This is a genomic window from uncultured Parasphingorhabdus sp. (assembly GCF_963975555.1).
GTDB lineage: Bacteria > Pseudomonadota > Alphaproteobacteria > Sphingomonadales > Sphingomonadaceae > Parasphingorhabdus.
In genome coordinates this window covers 519,522-535,895 of record NZ_CAXBHH010000001.1, presented here as the reverse complement: position 1 = coordinate 535,895, position 16,374 = coordinate 519,522, and the positions used below count along the sequence as shown (strand labels likewise).

Annotated in this window: 15 protein-coding genes; 6 read left to right on the top strand and 9 right to left on the bottom strand. The window is 58.0% G+C overall.

What is annotated here, in order from left to right; genetic code table 11:
* Window positions 1-69: 69 nt before the first annotated feature.
* The 3 genes from AAC060_RS02570 to AAC060_RS02560 all read left to right on the top strand — a co-directional run bounded on the left by AAC060_RS02570 (window position 70) and on the right by AAC060_RS02560 (window position 3,301).
* Entirely contained in the window at window positions 70-1,224 is a 1,155-nt protein-coding gene (locus AAC060_RS02570) for an acyl-CoA dehydrogenase family protein (protein ID WP_339822603.1), read from the top strand.
* Window positions 1,224-2,252: an acyl-CoA dehydrogenase family protein gene (locus AAC060_RS02565; RefSeq protein ID WP_339822601.1), complete on the top strand. Its 1,029-nt coding sequence runs from the start codon at window positions 1,224-1,226 to the stop codon at window positions 2,250-2,252. Before AAC060_RS02570 ends, AAC060_RS02565 begins: the two co-directional genes overlap by 1 nt.
* Window positions 2,253-2,323: 71 nt before the next feature.
* Complete coding sequence (locus tag AAC060_RS02560; protein WP_339822599.1) at window positions 2,324-3,301, top strand: nitronate monooxygenase family protein; 978 nt, start codon at window positions 2,324-2,326, stop codon at window positions 3,299-3,301.
* A 62-nt stretch (window positions 3,302-3,363) separates the two neighbouring features.
* On the opposite strand, the gene AAC060_RS02555 is transcribed toward AAC060_RS02560, so the two are convergent.
* From AAC060_RS02555 to AAC060_RS02535, 5 genes are all read right to left on the bottom strand, one after another.
* Window positions 3,364-3,789: an RcnB family protein gene (locus tag AAC060_RS02555; protein ID WP_339822597.1), complete on the bottom strand. Its 426-nt coding sequence runs from the start codon at window positions 3,787-3,789 to the stop codon at window positions 3,364-3,366.
* A 151-nt stretch (window positions 3,790-3,940) separates the two neighbouring features.
* On the bottom strand, window positions 3,941-4,900 hold the full coding sequence (locus AAC060_RS02550) for an alpha/beta hydrolase (protein ID WP_339822595.1): 960 nt from the start codon (window positions 4,898-4,900) through the stop codon (window positions 3,941-3,943).
* 8 nt (window positions 4,901-4,908) lie between these two features.
* Window positions 4,909-5,667: a crotonase/enoyl-CoA hydratase family protein gene (locus AAC060_RS02545; RefSeq protein ID WP_339822593.1), complete on the bottom strand. Its 759-nt coding sequence runs from the start codon at window positions 5,665-5,667 to the stop codon at window positions 4,909-4,911.
* A 119-nt stretch (window positions 5,668-5,786) separates the two neighbouring features.
* Complete coding sequence (locus tag AAC060_RS02540; RefSeq protein WP_339822591.1) at window positions 5,787-6,929, bottom strand: acyl-CoA dehydrogenase family protein; 1,143 nt, start codon at window positions 6,927-6,929, stop codon at window positions 5,787-5,789.
* Between the two features lie 80 nt (window positions 6,930-7,009).
* A complete protein-coding gene (locus tag AAC060_RS02535) occupies window positions 7,010-8,224 on the bottom strand; it encodes an acyl-CoA dehydrogenase family protein (RefSeq protein WP_339822589.1) in 1,215 nt (404 codons plus the stop codon).
* A gap of 147 nt (window positions 8,225-8,371) precedes the next feature.
* Here AAC060_RS02535 and AAC060_RS02530 point away from each other — a divergent pair, with 147 nt between their 5' ends.
* The 3 genes from AAC060_RS02530 (at window position 8,372) to AAC060_RS02520 (ending at window position 12,246) form a co-directional block, all read left to right on the top strand.
* Entirely contained in the window at window positions 8,372-10,603 is a 2,232-nt protein-coding gene (locus AAC060_RS02530; protein WP_339822586.1) for a molybdopterin-dependent oxidoreductase, read from the top strand.
* A 47-nt stretch (window positions 10,604-10,650) separates the two neighbouring features.
* Window positions 10,651-11,415, top strand: a complete 765-nt coding sequence (locus AAC060_RS02525; protein WP_339822583.1) for an SDR family oxidoreductase — start codon at window positions 10,651-10,653, stop codon at window positions 11,413-11,415.
* Window positions 11,416-11,538: 123 nt separating this feature from the next.
* Window positions 11,539-12,246 (top strand): DUF3592 domain-containing protein, encoded by a 708-nt coding sequence (locus AAC060_RS02520; RefSeq protein WP_339822580.1) that lies wholly within the window; start codon window positions 11,539-11,541, stop codon window positions 12,244-12,246.
* 95 nt (window positions 12,247-12,341) lie between these two features.
* On the opposite strand, the gene AAC060_RS02515 is transcribed toward AAC060_RS02520, so the two are convergent.
* The 4 genes from AAC060_RS02515 to AAC060_RS02500 all read right to left on the bottom strand — a co-directional run bounded on the left by AAC060_RS02515 (window position 12,342) and on the right by AAC060_RS02500 (window position 16,345).
* On the bottom strand, window positions 12,342-13,229 hold the full coding sequence (locus AAC060_RS02515) for an ATP-grasp fold amidoligase family protein (RefSeq protein ID WP_339822578.1): 888 nt from the start codon (window positions 13,227-13,229) through the stop codon (window positions 12,342-12,344).
* A gap of 93 nt (window positions 13,230-13,322) precedes the next feature.
* Entirely contained in the window at window positions 13,323-14,099 is a 777-nt protein-coding gene (locus tag AAC060_RS02510) for a glucose 1-dehydrogenase (protein WP_339822575.1), read from the bottom strand.
* Window positions 14,100-14,198: 99 nt separating this feature from the next.
* A complete protein-coding gene (locus AAC060_RS02505; RefSeq protein WP_339822572.1) occupies window positions 14,199-15,200 on the bottom strand; it encodes an inorganic phosphate transporter in 1,002 nt (333 codons plus the stop codon).
* A 14-nt stretch (window positions 15,201-15,214) separates the two neighbouring features.
* On the bottom strand, window positions 15,215-16,345 hold the full coding sequence (locus tag AAC060_RS02500; protein ID WP_339822569.1) for a DUF47 family protein: 1,131 nt from the start codon (window positions 16,343-16,345) through the stop codon (window positions 15,215-15,217).
* Between the last annotated feature and the right edge of the window lie 29 nt (window positions 16,346-16,374).

Sequence of the window (16,374 nt, the reverse complement as noted above, 5' to 3'; positions counted from 1 at the left end):
GGCGCTTTCCCGAGACAGGTGCTTCGACAAGCTCAGCACGAACGGATTGGACCACATAAGGATTGCACCATGCAACGATTTAACTTCCCCGTCGTCCAGCCCGATCCGGCGCTTGAAGAGTTGCGCCGCGAATTGCAGACGTTCCTGAGCGAAGAGCGCAAGGCGGGCAATTTCAGACCGGAACCGGAATGCTGGATGGCCTCCGCCGATCCGGAATTTTCGAAGAAGATGGGCAAGCGCGGCTGGATCGGTCTGACCTGGTCGAGCCAATATGGCGGCCACGACAAGAGCGCGCTCGAACGCTATATCGTCACCGAGGAAACCTTGCGATCCGGCGCGCCCGTCGGTGCCCACTGGATCGCCGACCGGCAGCACGCACCGATGCTGCTCAAACATGGCACCGAGGAACAGAAGCTCGACATATTACCGCGCATCGCCGCCGGTGAATGCTATTTCGCCATCGGTCTCAGCGAGCCGGGCGCGGGCTCCGATCTCGCCAATGTCAAAACCAAGGCCGAGAAAGTCGCCGAAGGCTGGAAGATCAACGGCCAGAAAATCTGGTCCTCCGGCGCGCATATCTCGCATTATATGGTAGCTCTGCTGCGGACCTCGCCAGCCGATGGCCGCAACCGCCATGTCGGCCTGTCACAGATCATGATCGATCTCCGCCTGCCCGGCGTGACGATCAAGCCGATTGTCGACCTCTCCGGCGATGCGCATTTCAACGAAGTTTATTTCGAGGATGTGATCGTTCCCGACGACTGCCTGCTCGGCGAAGAGGGCGGCGGCTGGAAGCAGGTAACCGGTGAACTGGCGATGGAACGCTCCGGTCCGGAACGATTCCTGTCCAGTTATATCACCTTGGAAACCGCGCTATACCAACTCAGCGGAAAAATGGGCTCGGACAGCCACGCCCGACTGGGCAAGCTGATCGCCAGCCTGCGCACGCTGAAAGGCATGTCCTGGGGCATTGCCAATCTGCTCAAGCAGGGCGTCTCGCCCGAAACCGAAGCGGCGCTGGTCAAGGATCTCGGCAACCGCCTGGAAAATGACCTGACCATGCAAGTCCGCGCGATGCTCAACGACCTGCCCACGGAAGACTGGAGCCCGGATATGCGCCGGATCATGAATATCGGCGTATTGCGCTCTCCGCCAAACACATTGCGGGGCGGCACGACCGAAGTAATGCGCGGGATCACCGCGCGGCAATTGGGGTTACGCTGATGATCAACACCGAAGGCATGGTCGCCGAAACCGCGGCGAAAATTTACACCGATCTGTGCGGACGCGAAGTTCCCCACGAAGCCGAAGCCGGGAAATATCCGCAGGTACTGTGGGACGCACTGACCGAAAACGGCCTGCCGCTGGCTTGGGTCAGCGAGGCCAATGGCGGATTTGGCGCCGACTATGACGAGACGTTCGGTGCGATCTGGGCTTCGGCGCAGGCGGCATCACCGGTGCCCTTCGCCGAGACTTTGATCGCCAACTGGATGCTCGACCGGGCCGGTCTGGCACCGGCGGACGGCAGCGCCAGCTTCGCACTTAGCGGTCACACGCCGAGCGCCGATATTCCCTTTGGCATGCACGCCGACAAGATTGTCCTGTTCGACGAGGCGCACCACGAAATATCCCTGTTCGACAATCGCGCTGCGGTCCGTTCGCCCGAAGAATCGCTGTCGTCCGATGGCATGACGCAATTCGTATTTTCCGGCCATGTGGTGGAGCAATCGGCGAAGACCGATCTTTCCCGCCGCGCGGTGGAAGCGCTGATCCTGACCGTTCGCGCCGTACAAATGGCAGCGGCGATGGAAACTGCGCTGAATCTGTCGATCGACTATGTTTCCCAGCGCGAACAATTCGGACGGCCCCTGTCGAAATTCCAGGCGATCCAGCAGCAACTGGCCGTTGCCGCATCCGAATGCGCCGCTGCGACCATGGCCGCGACGCAGGCAGCCAGCGCCATTGCCCGGCACAGCGACGATCCGGAACAGGCCTGGCACGAGGCGGTCATCGCCAAGGTCCAGATCGGCCATAGTGTCGAGGCGGTCACTGTGCCTTTCCATCAGGTGCACGGCGCGATGGGCTATACCCAGGAATATGACCTGCACCATTATACCCGCCGCCTGTGGGCGTGGCGCGATGCGCTGGGCAACGAGCATCACTGGTCGAAATTGCTCGGCGAAGCGCTTGCCGTAACGTCACCGGACCAGATCTGGAAAGGCGTGACAACAGGCCAATGGATTGCTAGTTAATCGCCCAATTAAAGTGATTCCGGTAGGGAGCAGAGATGCTTCCATATCTTCCAAAAACAGGAGCTAACCCTATGAAAACACGCATTACAGAGCTTTTCGGTATCGAACATCCGATCATCCAGGGCGGCATGCATTATGTAGGGTTTGCCGAACTCGCCGCTGCGGTGTCCAACGCCGGCGGACTGGGCATCATTACCGCGTTGACCCAGCCTACTGCAGCAGCACTGGCCGATGAAATCGCCAAATGCCGCGAGATGACCGACAAGCCGTTCGGCGTAAACCTGACCTTTCTGCCCGTGGTCAATTCCCCCGATTACGAAGGCATGGTCAAGGCAATCATCGAAGGCGGCGTCAAGGTCGTCGAAACCGCCGGCAACAATCCGGTCCAGGTGCTTCCCGCGCTCCACGCTGCCGGCATCAAGGTGATCCACAAATGCACCGCCGTCCGCCACGCGCTGAAGGCCCAGAGCATCGGCTGTGACGCGGTTTCCGTCGACGGCTTCGAATGCGGCGGCCATCCCGGCGAAGACGATATTCCGAACATGATCCTGCTGCCGCGCGCTGCCGACGAGCTGGACATTCCGTTCGTCTCGTCCGGTGGTCAGGCCGATGGCCGCAGCCTCGTCGCCTCGCTTGCGATGGGCGCAGAAGGCATGAACATGGGCACCCGTTTCATCGCCACCAAGGAAGCACCCGTGCACCAGAATGTGAAGGACGCGATTGTCGCCGCCAGCGAGCTCGACACCCGTCTTGTCATGCGGCCCTTGCGCAACACCGAACGGGTGCTGACCAATGCGGCGGTCGAACGGCTGCTCGAAATCGAAAAGGAAAAAGGCGCGGATCTGCAATTTTCCGACGTTATCGAACAGGTCGCGGGCGTCTATCCGAAGATCATGAAAGAAGGCACCATGGATGCCGGTGCATGGAGCTGCGGCATGGTTGCCGGCCTGATCAACGATATCCCGACCTGCAAGGAGCTGATCGACCGGATCATGGTCGAAGCGGACCAGATCATCAATCAGCGGCTCAAAGGATTCATGGCCGACTGAACGAACAGAAAAGCCCCCGGAATCGCTTCCGGGGGCTTTTGTTTAATGGTTGATCGTTCGGTTTAGCGAGCAATCGCGTTGCCGATAACCGCCCCGATAAGGCCGCTGGTGATCGCGATCAGGACCGCATCATTGCCGGACCGGACCCACTGGTAACCGCGTGGCGCAGTCGAAAGGCGATAATCACGGGGGTTGTTGATCACGCGGTAATTGGTCGCATAGCGCCGGTCAAACTTCTGACCCTTGGACCAGTTTCTATGGTTCTGCTTCACCGCGACCGAAGTTTTGCTGTAGCGCGCAGGAGCAGCCTTGTGCTGGGTGACCGTTCTGGTGACGCTATGATTACCCTTCTTGTTCGAGACTGTTTTCTGGACCGTCTTATGCGTCGTTTTCTTCGACGTCTGGTGCGAAGCTGCCTGAGCCTGAGCGGTAACCATTGGAGACACCGCCATGGTTGTCACTGCTATAGCCATCAGAAACTTTTTCATCTTCAATTCCTTTTTCTATCCGGCGCCAACTGCGGCGTCACAAACAGAAATAGGGGAGACCTGTCCCAGACATTTGTCAGATTCACGCTAATTTGTACTAGATTGTCGCAGAACCCCGCTTTCGTTCATCTGGCAATCAGCTAGCGGGCCGTTAATCCGTCCAGAGAGCCAATATCGACCGCAACGCCGTTACCAGAGCCAGCGGTTGATCCAGCATCAGATGATGTTCTGCTTCGGGTATGGCGATCATCGGCAGATGATCCCCGCCCAGCTCGCGGAGATATGCGGCGCTGTCACTATCGAAAAGCTTGCTATTCTCGCCATAAACGATCGCCAGCCGATGTGGCAGATCGACGATACGTTGGGGCGTGTGCGCCCATTTCGCCATGTCATTTTCACTACGATGGAACACCATCGGGTCAAATTTCCATGACCAGCCCTGTTGCTCGCCGTCCTGCACCGGGCGCAAGGAATGATAAGCCATATATTCCAGCAGGAACTGCTCCTGCACCGGCTGCGGCGGCGACAGGACAAAGCGGCCACGCGCACTCTCATAGTCGGGATAGACTTTATTCGGCCGGTCCGACCGGCCGGAACCCGGCGGACCGCCGCCATTCTTAAAATGGGCTAGCAGCTTCTCGGGGCGCATGACCATCAGATCACAGATGATCAGCCCACCAAAGCGCTCTCCCGCCATTTCCATCGCGGTGAGGGCAACGCCTGAACCAAAGCTGTGCGCTATGATCTTCGGCTTCACCGGGCCGGAGAACAGATCAAGCGCTTCCGCTACGCCAACCATCGCTGCGGCGCGCTGGTCACCATCGCAATCGGCGGGGATTTCACTGTCGCCCATCCCGGCAAGGTCATATGCGACAATATCATAATTTTCGGCGAGAAACGGCGCGATAAAGGCAAAGCAGCGGGCATGCGCCAGGAAGCCGTGGGTCATCAGCAGCGGCGGCTTGCCGCGCTTGCCCCAACGGAAATAATGGACCTTGGCACCGTCGACTTCAACAAAGGCTTCCTCACGCGGCACGGCCATCGCCTGCACGAACCATGCGGGCAGGCCTTGCGACGCTGCCCACTGGTCTACAATATCTGTGCTTGTCATAAGTGGGTTTATTCACCCTTCCAGTCGGGCTTGCGCTTCTGGGCGAAGGCCAGCGAGCCTTCCTGCGCATCCTTTGAAGTGAACACCGGCTTGGTGATTTCAGCCTGTTTCTTCCAGGCCTCTTCGCTGGTCCAGTCATAGCTTTCGTTGATGATCCTCTTGGTCGCCTTGAGTGCCAGCGGGCCATTGGCGGCGATCGTTGTCGCCAGTTCGATTGCGGCATCCAGAGCAGCACCTTCGGTGACCCGATTAACGAAGCCAACTTCATAGGCGCGCTGGGCGGTGAAGAAATCACCGGTCAGTGCCCATTCCATGGCAACGCGTTTGCCGACGATCTGCTGCAACTTGATGACGCCGCCTGCGGCCGCCACGAGGCTGCGTTTCACTTCGGGAATACCGAATTTAGCGTTGACGTTGGCAACGCACAGATCGCAGGCCAGAGCCAGTTCGAGGCCGCCAGCCAGCGCATAGCCTTCAACCGCAGCGATCAGCGGCTTTTCCGGACCCTTTTCGGTGATCCCGCCAAAGCCATAGCCTTTGACCGACGGCGTTTCGCCGCGCAGAAAGCCCTTCAGATCCATACCGGAGCAGAATGTGCCGCCGGCGCCGGTGATGATACCGGCGTTGAGGCTGTTGTCATTGTCGAGCTGCTCCATCGCCGCGCGAATGCCTTCGGCGGCGGCCTTGGTCATTGCGTTTTTAGCGTCGGGCCGGTTGATGGTGACGATGATGAAACCGTCCTGAATATCGGTGAGTACTTCAGACATTTTATTTCTCCTCAAATTATCTCGCACGAAGACACTAAGAATGATGTGCTATTGGCTTCGTGACTTTGTGTCTTTGTGCGAGTCTAAATTTCCTTCTTGTTCCGCTGCGCGGGCTATGTTCAGTCAAACAATAGGTTGGCCAGTTTCGACCTCTGATAAGCAGCATCGCCGATCAGGGCACCTGACAAAATCGCTTTGCGCCGGTGCAACTGAGCATCACAGTCATGGGTGAAGCCAAAGCCGCCGTGGAACTGGATCGCCCGGTCGGCAGAAGTAGAATAGCTCGAATGGGACTGGGCCGCCGCCATCCGCACCGCAACCTCGCCGCGTCCCTGCTCGCCCCAGCTGTGGGCCGCGCTATAGAGATGCGTCCGCGCTTTTTCATATTCGACATAATTGTTCACCGTCGGGTGCTTCAGCGCCTGATAGCTGCCGATGATCTTGCCGAACTGTTTGCGAGTCTTGAGATATTCCAGCGTATAGTCGATTACCGACTGCGCCCCGCCGGTCATTTCGGCGGCATGAATCAGGCCCGCTGCCAGCTCGATTTTCTCGAGCGTCTCACGGGTCCGGCCCGCATCGAACAGGGCATCGGTCGACACCGTCACACGATCCAGATTCACTTCATAGCTGCGCGCGGTTTCGTCGATCACCGTCTCGCGGCGCAAAGCCTTGTCGGACAATGCAGAGCGCTCGATCAGGGCAAAGCGGACCGCGCCGTCGATCTTCACCGAAGCGATGATCAGTTCCGCGCTGTCGGCCCAGAGCACCAGTTGCTTCTTGCCGGACAAGGTGACCTTGCCGCCGCTCTCCACGCCAGTCGCTGCGATATTGGACAGGTCCCAGTCGCCATTATCTTCGCGCAAAGCCAGCGTTGCCACAGCGCCTGCCGCAATTTTCGGCAGCCATGCGGCCTGCTGCGCTTCGCTGCCACCAGCCAGCAAAGCCTGGGCAGCCAGCGTGGTCGATCCGAAAGGATTGCTCATCAGATTGCGGCCCATTTGCTCGGCAATCGGAACGACTTCGGCCATCGACAGGCCAACCCCGTCATGCGCTTCGGGTATCGCGATCGCCAGCCAGCCGAGCTCGCCGATTTCCTGCCAGATCGCGGGATCATAGCCGAGTTCGTCGTCGATCAGCGTCCGGACCTTGTCTATCGGGCTTTTGTCGCGACAGAAATTTGTCGCCACATCCATCAGTTCAATCTGCTCTTCGGTTGTCCCGATTGTGCCTAAATTATCCATATCATCCTCGTCTTTCACGCCGTTCGCCCTGAGCTTGTCGAAGGGTCTTTAAAAGGTGCTTCGACAGGCTCAGCACGAACGGGTTTCTATCCTGATTATTATCTCGTTTTCGGCAATCCCAGCGCATGCTCTGCGACAATATTGCGCTGGATCTCCGAGGTCCCCCCGCCAATCGTGGCGGAGAAACTGTTGAGATAGCTGCGATGCCAGTAACCGTCGTCGACTGCATTCTCGTCGCCGACATAATAGCCCGCCTTGGTGCCTTGAAAGGCCAGCGAGAATTCGGTCAGCTCGCGGATCAATTCGGTGCGCGCCAGCTTGTTCATCAACGGCAGCCCCATCGGCTTGTCCTGCATCAGCTGCGGCATCCGGCGGCGGGTGTTGTTCAAATTCAGCGCTTGGATATCGATCATATATTGCGTCATCTTGTCGCGCATCACCGGATCATCGAGCAAAGGCTTGCCGTTGCGGACCGACTTTTTGGCCAGCTCGACAATTTCCATCACGTCGAGTTCCTTGACGAAGTAACCGCCAACCGGTTTGACCTTGGTGCCGCGCTCATATTCAAGCGTCTTCATCGCCATCGACCAGCCATTGCCTTCGCCGCCGAACAGGCAGTCGCCGGAAATGCGGGCATCGGTAAAGAAGGTCTGGACGAAGCCATATTCACCGGTCAGCTTCTTGATCCGGCTGGTGGTGATGCCGTCGATCTTCATCGGATTGAGGAAGAAGCTGAGGCCTGCATATTTATTCGGCGCATCAAAATCAGTGCGCGCGAGCAGGATCATATATTTCGCGCGGTCGCCGAGCGAGGTCCATATTTTCGAGCCGTTCAGGACATAATCGTCCCCGTCCTTGACCGCTTTCAGTTGCGCGTTGCCTAGATCGGAGCCGTTTTCCGGTTCGGAAAAGCCCTGGCACCAGATATCCTCGGCGCTCAGCATCGGCTTGATATATTTCTGCTTCTGCTCTTCGCTACCGAGATCGAGAATCAGCGGGCCAGCCCAGCCGTTGCCGATCGCGTTGAGCATGATCGGTGCGTCATGCTTCTTCATCATCCGGGTCGCGGTGCGCTGAAACTCGCTGTGCAAGCCCCCGCCACCATATTCCTTTGGCCAGCTGGCACCGAGATAGCCCGCTTCATAGACTTTGCGCTGCCAGTCGCGGAGGAAGTCAAACTGCTGGTCGGTCGACACTTCCATGAAAGTCAGCGGCAGCATGAATCCGGGATCACGTACCGAATTCTCCTTGAACCAGGCATCCGCCTGTTCGCCATATTCCTTGAGTTCAGCTGCACTCGGTTTGTCGGCCATGGTCTTGCTCCAGTTTTCTTATCAATAGGGCCAGTGGCACAGCCCCATCGCCTGCGATATTGCTTGAATCACTAGTGAGTTAATTGAACGATTAAATTGCAAAATGCAATGGTCGGGGCCCGCTAAATTTAGCCTGTGGAGAGAAATATGGTCACCGAAGCGTTTACCGGACAGAAACATGTCATGTGCCGGGCCTGTCACGCCCATTGCGGACTGGTCGTCGATTTCGAAAATGGTGTTCCGGTGAAGACCCATGGCGACAAGGATAATCCCGAATTCGAAGGCTATAGCTGCATCAAGGGACGTCAGCTGGCCAATTACCACAGTTTCGATACGCGGCTTCTGACCAGCTATACCGGCATGAAGCACGGCGAGAAACAGGCGGTCCACTGGCGCGATGCCGCACGCGATATCGCAGCACGCCTCGAGCGGATTGTCGAGGACCATGGTCCCGATGCAGTCGCATCCTATGTCGGCACCTTCGGTTACAACAACGTCAACGCCCATGCCTTCATGCTGGCGCTGATGGAATCGATCGGCTCGACTTCGGTATATGACAGCGTCACTATCGACCAGCCCGGCAAGGGTATTGCCCGTGCCCTGATCGGACCATGGCTCGCCGGAGCACCGCGGGTTGGAGACTGGGACGGGCTGATGCTGATCGGCACCAATCCGGTCGTGTCGATGAATGGCGGTCTCGGCATGAACCCGGCGAAAAAACTGCACGACGCCAAGAAGCGCGGAATGCAGTTGATTGTGATCGACCCGCGCGTCACCGACAGCGCAAAGCAAGCCGATATCCATCTCCAGTGCCGCCCCGGTCAGGATCCGATCCTGCTCGGTGCGATAGCCAAGGTGGTGATCAACGAAGAGCTGTACGACAAGGATTTCGTCGCCGGCGATGTCGAGGGTTTCGAGGCCCTCAAAACAGCCGTGCAACCCTTTGATGCCGGACCAGCCGCCGACCGCGCTGGAGTAGCGGCGGAGGACATCGTGCGTGCGGCGTGCATGTATGGCAGCTGGAAGAAAGCCAGCATCAGCGGCGGCACTGGCACCAATATGTCGGGCGGCGGCAATATCACCGAATATCTCAATCTCGCCCTGACTTCGATCATGGGCCACTGGCTGCGCGAAGGCGACCTGAATCGGCGCACCGGCGTGTTCACCAAGCCGGCCCCGCCGATCGCCGCCACGCCCGGTCCCATGCCGGCATGGGGCTTTGGTCGTAAGCTGCACAGCCGCGATCTCGAGCAGAGCATTTCCGGCATGCCGACCTCGGCTTTGCCAGACGAAATCCTCACACCCGGCGATAAACAGGTGAAAGCACTGATTGTTCTCGGCGGCAATCCGATGCTCGCCTGGCCGGATCAGCTGAAGACCTTCGAGGCGATGAAGAAACTCGATCTCCTCGTTTGCATCGACCCGCGCATGTCGAAAACCGCAGAACTGGCCGATTATGTTATCGCGCCCAAGCTCCATTATGAAGTGCACGGCAATAGCGCCGCTCCGGAAATCTATGGCGGCTTTGGTGCTGGCTGGGGCTTTGAAAATAATTACGCGCAGGCCAGCCTGCCGATCATGGAAACCCCGAAAGGCGCGGATCTATGCGAGGAATATCAGTTCATCCACGCGCTCGCCTCCGAGATGGACAAGACGATCAAGGTCAAATCCTGGGCACTACTCGCCCATCCCGACGAGCGCGACGAGAAAGCCACGGCATTTCCACCCGGCAAAACCCCCGATCCGATCAGCGCGTGGAGCGCATCGCTGAACGGCTGCCCCGCCGATATCGCCAAGCTCTATGAGGATGAAGAGGTGCAGAAGGGCAAGATCGTCGAGGCGCAGGCGCTGCTGGTGCAACCCAAGCCCGCTGGCTGGGAAGCCAAGCTGTCGGTCGGCAATGGTGCAATGATGGAAGAACTTGCGGAATATGCCGCCAAGCTGGGTGAGCCGGTCGAGGACGGCGATTTCCCCTTCCGGATGATCGGCCGGCGGATGACCGAAATCCACAACAGCAACTGGCACGAAGACCCGGTCCAGCGCAAACGCGTGCCGCATCATCCCGCCTTCATGAACCCTGCTGATATGGAAGCGCTCGGCCTTTCCGAGGATCAGCCGGTCGAACTGGAATCAGCACGCGCCTTCATCAGCTGCGTTGCCAAGGCCGACAAGACCGTACGCGCCGGCTGCGTTTCCACACCGCACAGCTGGGGCACCAATCCGGACGAGAAAGAAGACCCGCTCGGCGCGGGCGGCAACACCGGACGGCTGTCTTATAACGACCGCGACTTTGACAAGCGCACCGGCATTCCGCTGATGAGCGCGATTCCGATACGGGTAAGAGCGAAGCGGACGGAAGTGCTGGAAGCGGCTGAATAGAGATTTCACCCTCTCCCTATGGAAGAGGAAAACGTAGGAGACTCAATATGACCAATCCCCTGTTCGACCTCACCGGCGAAGTTGCCGTCATCACCGGCGCGGGCCGGGGTATTGGTGAAGGCATGGCAAAGACGCTCGCCGATGCGGGCTGTAATGTTGTCTGCGCTTCACGCAGCATCGACGAGATCAGCCGGGTGGCGGATGAAATCAACGCTGGCAGCAGCAGCGGGCGAGCCATCGCCCACGCCACCGATGTCACCAGCGCCACAGATATGGATGCACTGGCCCAGAGAGCGGTCGATGAATTCGGCAGGCTCGACATCTGGATCAATAATGCGGGCGGTTCGCTGGTATCGGCACCGCTGACCGAACTGGACGAAGCGGAGTGGGACAAGACGCTGGCAACCAACCTGACCTCGGTATTTCACGGCGTCCGCGCTGCCTGCAGATATTTTGGCGAGGGCAGCCGGATCGTCAACACCAGCTCGCTCGCCGCCGAGGAGCCGTTCCCCGGCAGCGGCCATTATAGCGCCGCCAAGGCTGGCGTGCTGATGCTCACAAAAACGCTAGCTTACGAACTCGGCCCCAAGACGCGCGTCAACGCCATTCTGCCGGGCTTCGTCCCGACCGACACGGTCAAGAAGGCGCTGAATATGACCGACAAGGATTTTATCGGCTTTGAAGACAAGCTGGGCCTGCCCGCCGGCCGGCTGGGTACGCCACAGGATATCGGCGCGCTGACGCTCTATCTCTGTGCGCCTGCTTCAGAATGGGTAACCGGCCAGTGTATCCGGATCGCCGGGAAACCTTGATCATTACCGTTTACTGATCAGCAAAGCTTATTCGCAAGCTTCCATAAACGGCCTTTCCCGTCATTAAGCTCTGCTGGATTTCCGGCGGCAGGACGATTATGTTTCAATGGGGGGGAGATACTAATGAACATACTCAAACTTATTGGGGGCATTTTCTTCGTCGCCGGATTGGCGATGCTCGCGGGCAGCAGTTTCAGTTATGTCAGCCAGAAGGATTTCATCGCCAGCGCCAAACATGCGGAGGGCGAGGTCATTGATCTGCTTCGCAAGGTATCGCGGGATGACGATGGCGACAGCACAACCTATTCGGCGGTTGTGCGCTTTACCGACGACAAGGCCATCTCCCATGAATTCGTGAACCGTGTCAGCTCGAATCCACCAGGCTATGCCAAAGGCGAGAATGTCGATCTGCTCTATGCACCGGACAATCCGACCAATGCGATCATCGATGATTTCTGGGGCCGCTGGGCGATGGTGGCGATCCTTGGCGGCATGGGCAGCATTTTTTCACTGGTCGGCGGGACCCTGTTTTTTTCGCAAATTCGCAACGACTGGATCAGACGATGGCTACGGGCAAATGGTACAGCATTTGCCGTCGATTTCCTCGAGGTGGAACGCGATCTCAGTCAAAGCATGAATGGCCGCCACCCCTATCGCATTGTCGCCCAGGGGAAAAACCCGTTCACCGGCAAATTGGAGCAATATCTGAGCGGCGCAATCTGGGTCGATCCGACAGAATATATGGCCGGCCGGAATCTGCGGGTTCTTATCGACCCGAACAAGCCATCGCGCCATATGCTTGATACTGACTGGCTAGCGGACCTGCTCTAGCGTTAAAATAGCGGGGCAGGTCATCCCGCCGTCGCCTGTGGCAAGCAGGCGCCTACCGTTAGCGAATGGGATGACCACCTCGGGGCGGGGAGCGCTCAGGCTGCTTCCTGCCATCCTGCGTCCGGACATTGGTTAGCGGTGCTGTTGTCAGCCCCCGCTAGCCAAAGCGCGCCAATTGTAAGATCCAGTTCCGGAGGATCGAACGGATCCAGTCCGGAGCCAGGATAAAAAGTGACTTCGCCGAATTTTGCTTCTCCGGCAATTTCATAGAAATCGATGCGCGCGAAATCGAAATCCATTGCTATTTTTTCGGCACCCTCCAGAATTTTCTCCAGATTCATCGGAGCCACCGGAAGATCGTCATCTCCAAGCCGGGAAAGCTGGTTCCATTGTCGATCAAACAATATCCAACGGTGGCCGGAATCGCGATCGAGATGGACTTGAATGAAAGCTGCTCTACCGGAAAATACATAGATTTTATAGTCGATCGGCAATGCGGTACCGCTACCGAGATAGGGTTCTACAATATAGCCCCGCGGGATGTCGCGATACGCCCATTCGTCGAGCCACAGACCATAAGGCGCGCCTGTCCATTTCACGGCCCGTCGCCGTGCTTTTTGCCAATCGGCCTGATCGCGGCAGACGATATTCTGATTGCAGCCATGACTTGCCTTGAGGATGAACGGGTAAGGCCACGCAGCCTGTTCGGGCAGGGCGCTGCCACTCCAGCAAGTCGGGATGGTCCATTCGCTGCCCAATATCCGTGCGACATGCTTTTTGACCGCGATCTTGTCGGCCAGGACCGGCATCACCGGATTGCGATCATGCAGTTTGCGCCACTGGACAAGCTCGGAAAAACGGCGCGGATTGGATAAATCCGGCCATCGGCGATGTCGCCACAGGTAGATGATATATATTCTCAAACGGGCAGAGGGAATCAGCCAATGCGGCAAGGAGGGCAGGCGCCGCAAGTTCATCATCATCTTACACCCAAGAGACCATATGGTTCCCGGCCCTTGGCTTTGCTGGCTCCATCGCCATCACCGGATCGGAAACCACTGCCAGACCAACCCGGATCAGGGCCGCGAAATCATACCACCGTCGAGCACCAGCGCCTGGCCGATCATCCAGGAGGATGCGCGCGAACACAGGAATAACGCGGTTCCGGCGATATCTTCCGGTGCGCCCATACGGCCGCGCGGTATCTGCGAGATCGCCGTCTTCGTCATGCCGTCATTCTCGACAATCTGCTTGGTCATATTGCTCGGGAAGAAGCCGGGTGCGATCGCGTTGACGTTGATATTATAGGGCGCGAGATCGGTGGCCAGATGTTCGGTCAGATTGATCACGCCGGACTTGCTGGCGGTATAGGCATAAGTCGGCATGCCCGAATTACGGATGCCGTTGATCGACGCGATATTGATGACTCGCGCCGGTTCATCCGCAGTGCCGGACGCCTTAAGCAGCGGCAGGAATTTCTGGGTGGCGAAGAAGATCGACTTGATGTTGATGTCCATCACCTTGTCCCAGCCCTTTTCCGGGAAGTCCTCGATCGAGGCGCTCCAGTTCGCACCGGCATTGTTGATCAATATGTCGATTTTGTCTTCGCGTTCGCTGATCGCGGCGACCAACGCCTCGATGCCCTCGACGTTCGACAGATCGGCCGGGATGGCGATGCACTCGCCCAGTTCGGAAAGCTCGGCGGCTTTCGCCATCAGCCGCTCTTCCTTGCGAGCGGTGATATAGACTTTTGCGCCATTTTCGATCAGGCCGCGCGCCATCATCGCACCAATGCCGCTGGATCCGCCGGTCACCACAGCAACTTTGCCACTGACATCAAATAAGCTCTTCATCGACACGCTCGTTCTCCTGTTGGAATATATGGCCGCACTCCTTTCACATCGGCTGTGAAAAGTCCACGCGCTATCCTCTTGTAACCCGCGATGAGCAGGTCAGAACAGGCGGGTCAGCCAATAGAAAAGAGCCCCCACCGCCGCGCTCGCGGGGATGGTGATGAACCAGGCCATGACAACCCGGCTGGCGACGCTCCACCGCACGGCCGACGCCCGTCGCGCCGCTCCGACGCCGACCACACTGCCGGTGATGGCATGGGTGGTCGAGACCGGGATTCCCATTGCCGAGGCACCGAACACGACAAGAGAGCCCGCCGTGGACGCACAAAATCCGTTGTGATGATTGAGTTTGGTGAGCTTGGTACCCATGGTTTTTATGATACGCCAACCACCGGAAAGCGTCCCCAGCGATATCGCGACATAACAACTGATAACCACCCAGTTGGGGACATAAAATTCGCTGCCGAGATAACCCGTCGAATAAAGCAGGACCGCGATAATCCCCATTGTCTTTTGCGCATCATTCGCGCCGTGGCTTATCGAATAAGCGGCCGATGACATGAGGTGAAAGACCTTGAAAACACCCTCGGCCTTGCGTGGTTGCACCGGTTTGAACAGCCATGCCGTCACCAGCATCAGCGTCATCGCGATCATGAAACCGATCATCGGAGAAAGGAAGATCGCAACCAGTGTCTTGGTCGTACCGGAAGATTCCACCGCGCTGAACCCGGCATGGGCTATGCCCGCGCCCAACAGCCCGCCGATCAGGGCGTGGCTTGAGGAAGAAGGAATACCCTTGAGCCAGGTCAGCACATTCCAGAACATCGCACCGATCAGCGCGCCGAACACGACCGACGGCGTGACGACATCCTTGTCGATAATACCTTTGCCGACGGTTTCGGCCACATGCAGACCGACCAGCCAGTAAGCGGCAAAATTACCGCAAGCCGCGAAGAGAACGGCTGCAACCGGCGACAACAGACGGGTAGAAACCACGGTTGCGATAGAATTGGCCGCATCGTGCAGGCCATTGAGAAAATCGAAGGCGAGCGCGAGCGCGACAAGCCCGAACAGGAGCGGAAAAGCGATGCTGTTGTCCATTATCCCTGGCCGCTTCAGCCGTGGTCAATCACGAGACCGTCGATCTCGTTCGCAACATCTTCAAACCGGTCGACCACGCGCTCCATATGCTGGTAAAGTTCGCGCCAGATAATGAAACGGAGCGTGTCGGTTTCACCATGTTCCTGAAACAGCTTTTTGAGTCCCGACGCGTGAATTTCGTCCGCATGGCCTTCCATCCGGACCAGCCGCTCGGTCAGTTCGTGCAGGCGATCGCCATTGTCGGCAACATCGCGGAGCAGCGGCATGGCCTCCGCGGTCAACCGCGCGGCATCGACAATGATCGCTGCCATATCGATCATTTCCTGATCAAAGCTGGTGACGTCATAGAGTGCAACCGCACCGGCGGTTTTCTGCATCTCGTCAATGGCATCATCCATGGAAGCGATCAGGCCGGAAATTGCACTGCGATCAAATGGTGTCAGAAATGTCCGGCGCACGGTGTTCAGAACTTCGCGGGTTATTTCATCGGCATCATGTTCGCGTTCAACAATTTCAAGAATATGGTCCGCCATGCCGTTGCCGCCCTGAACCAGTCTTGCCAGCGCATCGGCCCCCGCCACCAGCGTCGCGGCGTGGCGTTCGAACAGGTCGAAGAAATTCCCCTGATGCGGGAGCAGGCGTTGGAACCAGGCAAACATTGTATTGACCCCTGTTTTTTGTGCGACTGTATCAATAATATTGGTTGATCTGGTGGCGGCCCAGAAATCGGCGGCTCCAAAGGAACGGATCAGATTGCGCAAATCTTCCTCGTCAACCGCCTCCGCTGCATCCTCCAGCGAAAACCAGCGGCGCTCGCGCTGATGCTGTTCGTCCCATGTGGGTAGCTCCTCGGTTACAGCAAAGGGAAAAACACTGACGTCGACCCAGACCGATGCGCCGTTGCGCTTTTTCTTGCGATAGCGATAGCTGCCCAGCGGCGTCGGGCAGGTTGCACCCAATATACCCGCTTCTTCTTCCGCTTCTTGTGCAGCGGCGCTGTGAGGCAGTTGCCCCGAGCCGATATTGCCCTTTGGAATGATCCAGCGTTTGGTTTCGCGAGAGGTGATCAACAGGATCCGCGCGGGCGAATTTATCGCAAAATCATCCGTTCGATAAGGAAGTGCAGCTATCTGCCGTATCGACATTGCAAATTCCCCCAAATATCTCCGCCACA

Excerpts from the sequence above, each read along its gene's own strand:
- AAC060_RS02535 (WP_339822589.1), bottom strand. The coding sequence starts at position 8,224 with ATGGCCGACAAACCGAGTGCAGCTGAACTCAAGGAATATGGCGAACAG.
- AAC060_RS02555 (WP_339822597.1), bottom strand. The coding sequence starts at position 3,789 with ATGAAAAAGTTTCTGATGGCTATAGCAGTGACAACCATGGCGGTGTCT.
- AAC060_RS02565 (WP_339822601.1), top strand. The coding sequence starts at position 1,224 with ATGATCAACACCGAAGGCATGGTCGCCGAAACCGCGGCGAAAATTTAC.
- AAC060_RS02530 (WP_339822586.1), top strand. The coding sequence starts at position 8,372 with ATGGTCACCGAAGCGTTTACCGGACAGAAACATGTCATGTGCCGGGCC.
- AAC060_RS02525 (WP_339822583.1), top strand. The coding sequence starts at position 10,651 with ATGACCAATCCCCTGTTCGACCTCACCGGCGAAGTTGCCGTCATCACC.
- AAC060_RS02570 (WP_339822603.1), top strand. The coding sequence starts at position 70 with ATGCAACGATTTAACTTCCCCGTCGTCCAGCCCGATCCGGCGCTTGAA.
- AAC060_RS02545 (WP_339822593.1), bottom strand. The coding sequence starts at position 5,667 with ATGTCTGAAGTACTCACCGATATTCAGGACGGTTTCATCATCGTCACC.
- AAC060_RS02560 (WP_339822599.1), top strand. The coding sequence starts at position 2,324 with ATGAAAACACGCATTACAGAGCTTTTCGGTATCGAACATCCGATCATC.
- AAC060_RS02505 (WP_339822572.1), bottom strand. The coding sequence starts at position 15,200 with ATGGACAACAGCATCGCTTTTCCGCTCCTGTTCGGGCTTGTCGCGCTC.
- AAC060_RS02515 (WP_339822578.1), bottom strand. The coding sequence starts at position 13,229 with ATGATGATGAACTTGCGGCGCCTGCCCTCCTTGCCGCATTGGCTGATT.
- AAC060_RS02550 (WP_339822595.1), bottom strand. The coding sequence starts at position 4,900 with ATGACAAGCACAGATATTGTAGACCAGTGGGCAGCGTCGCAAGGCCTG.
- AAC060_RS02500 (WP_339822569.1), bottom strand. The coding sequence starts at position 16,345 with ATGTCGATACGGCAGATAGCTGCACTTCCTTATCGAACGGATGATTTT.
- AAC060_RS02510 (WP_339822575.1), bottom strand. The coding sequence starts at position 14,099 with ATGAAGAGCTTATTTGATGTCAGTGGCAAAGTTGCTGTGGTGACCGGC.
- AAC060_RS02520 (WP_339822580.1), top strand. The coding sequence starts at position 11,539 with ATGAACATACTCAAACTTATTGGGGGCATTTTCTTCGTCGCCGGATTG.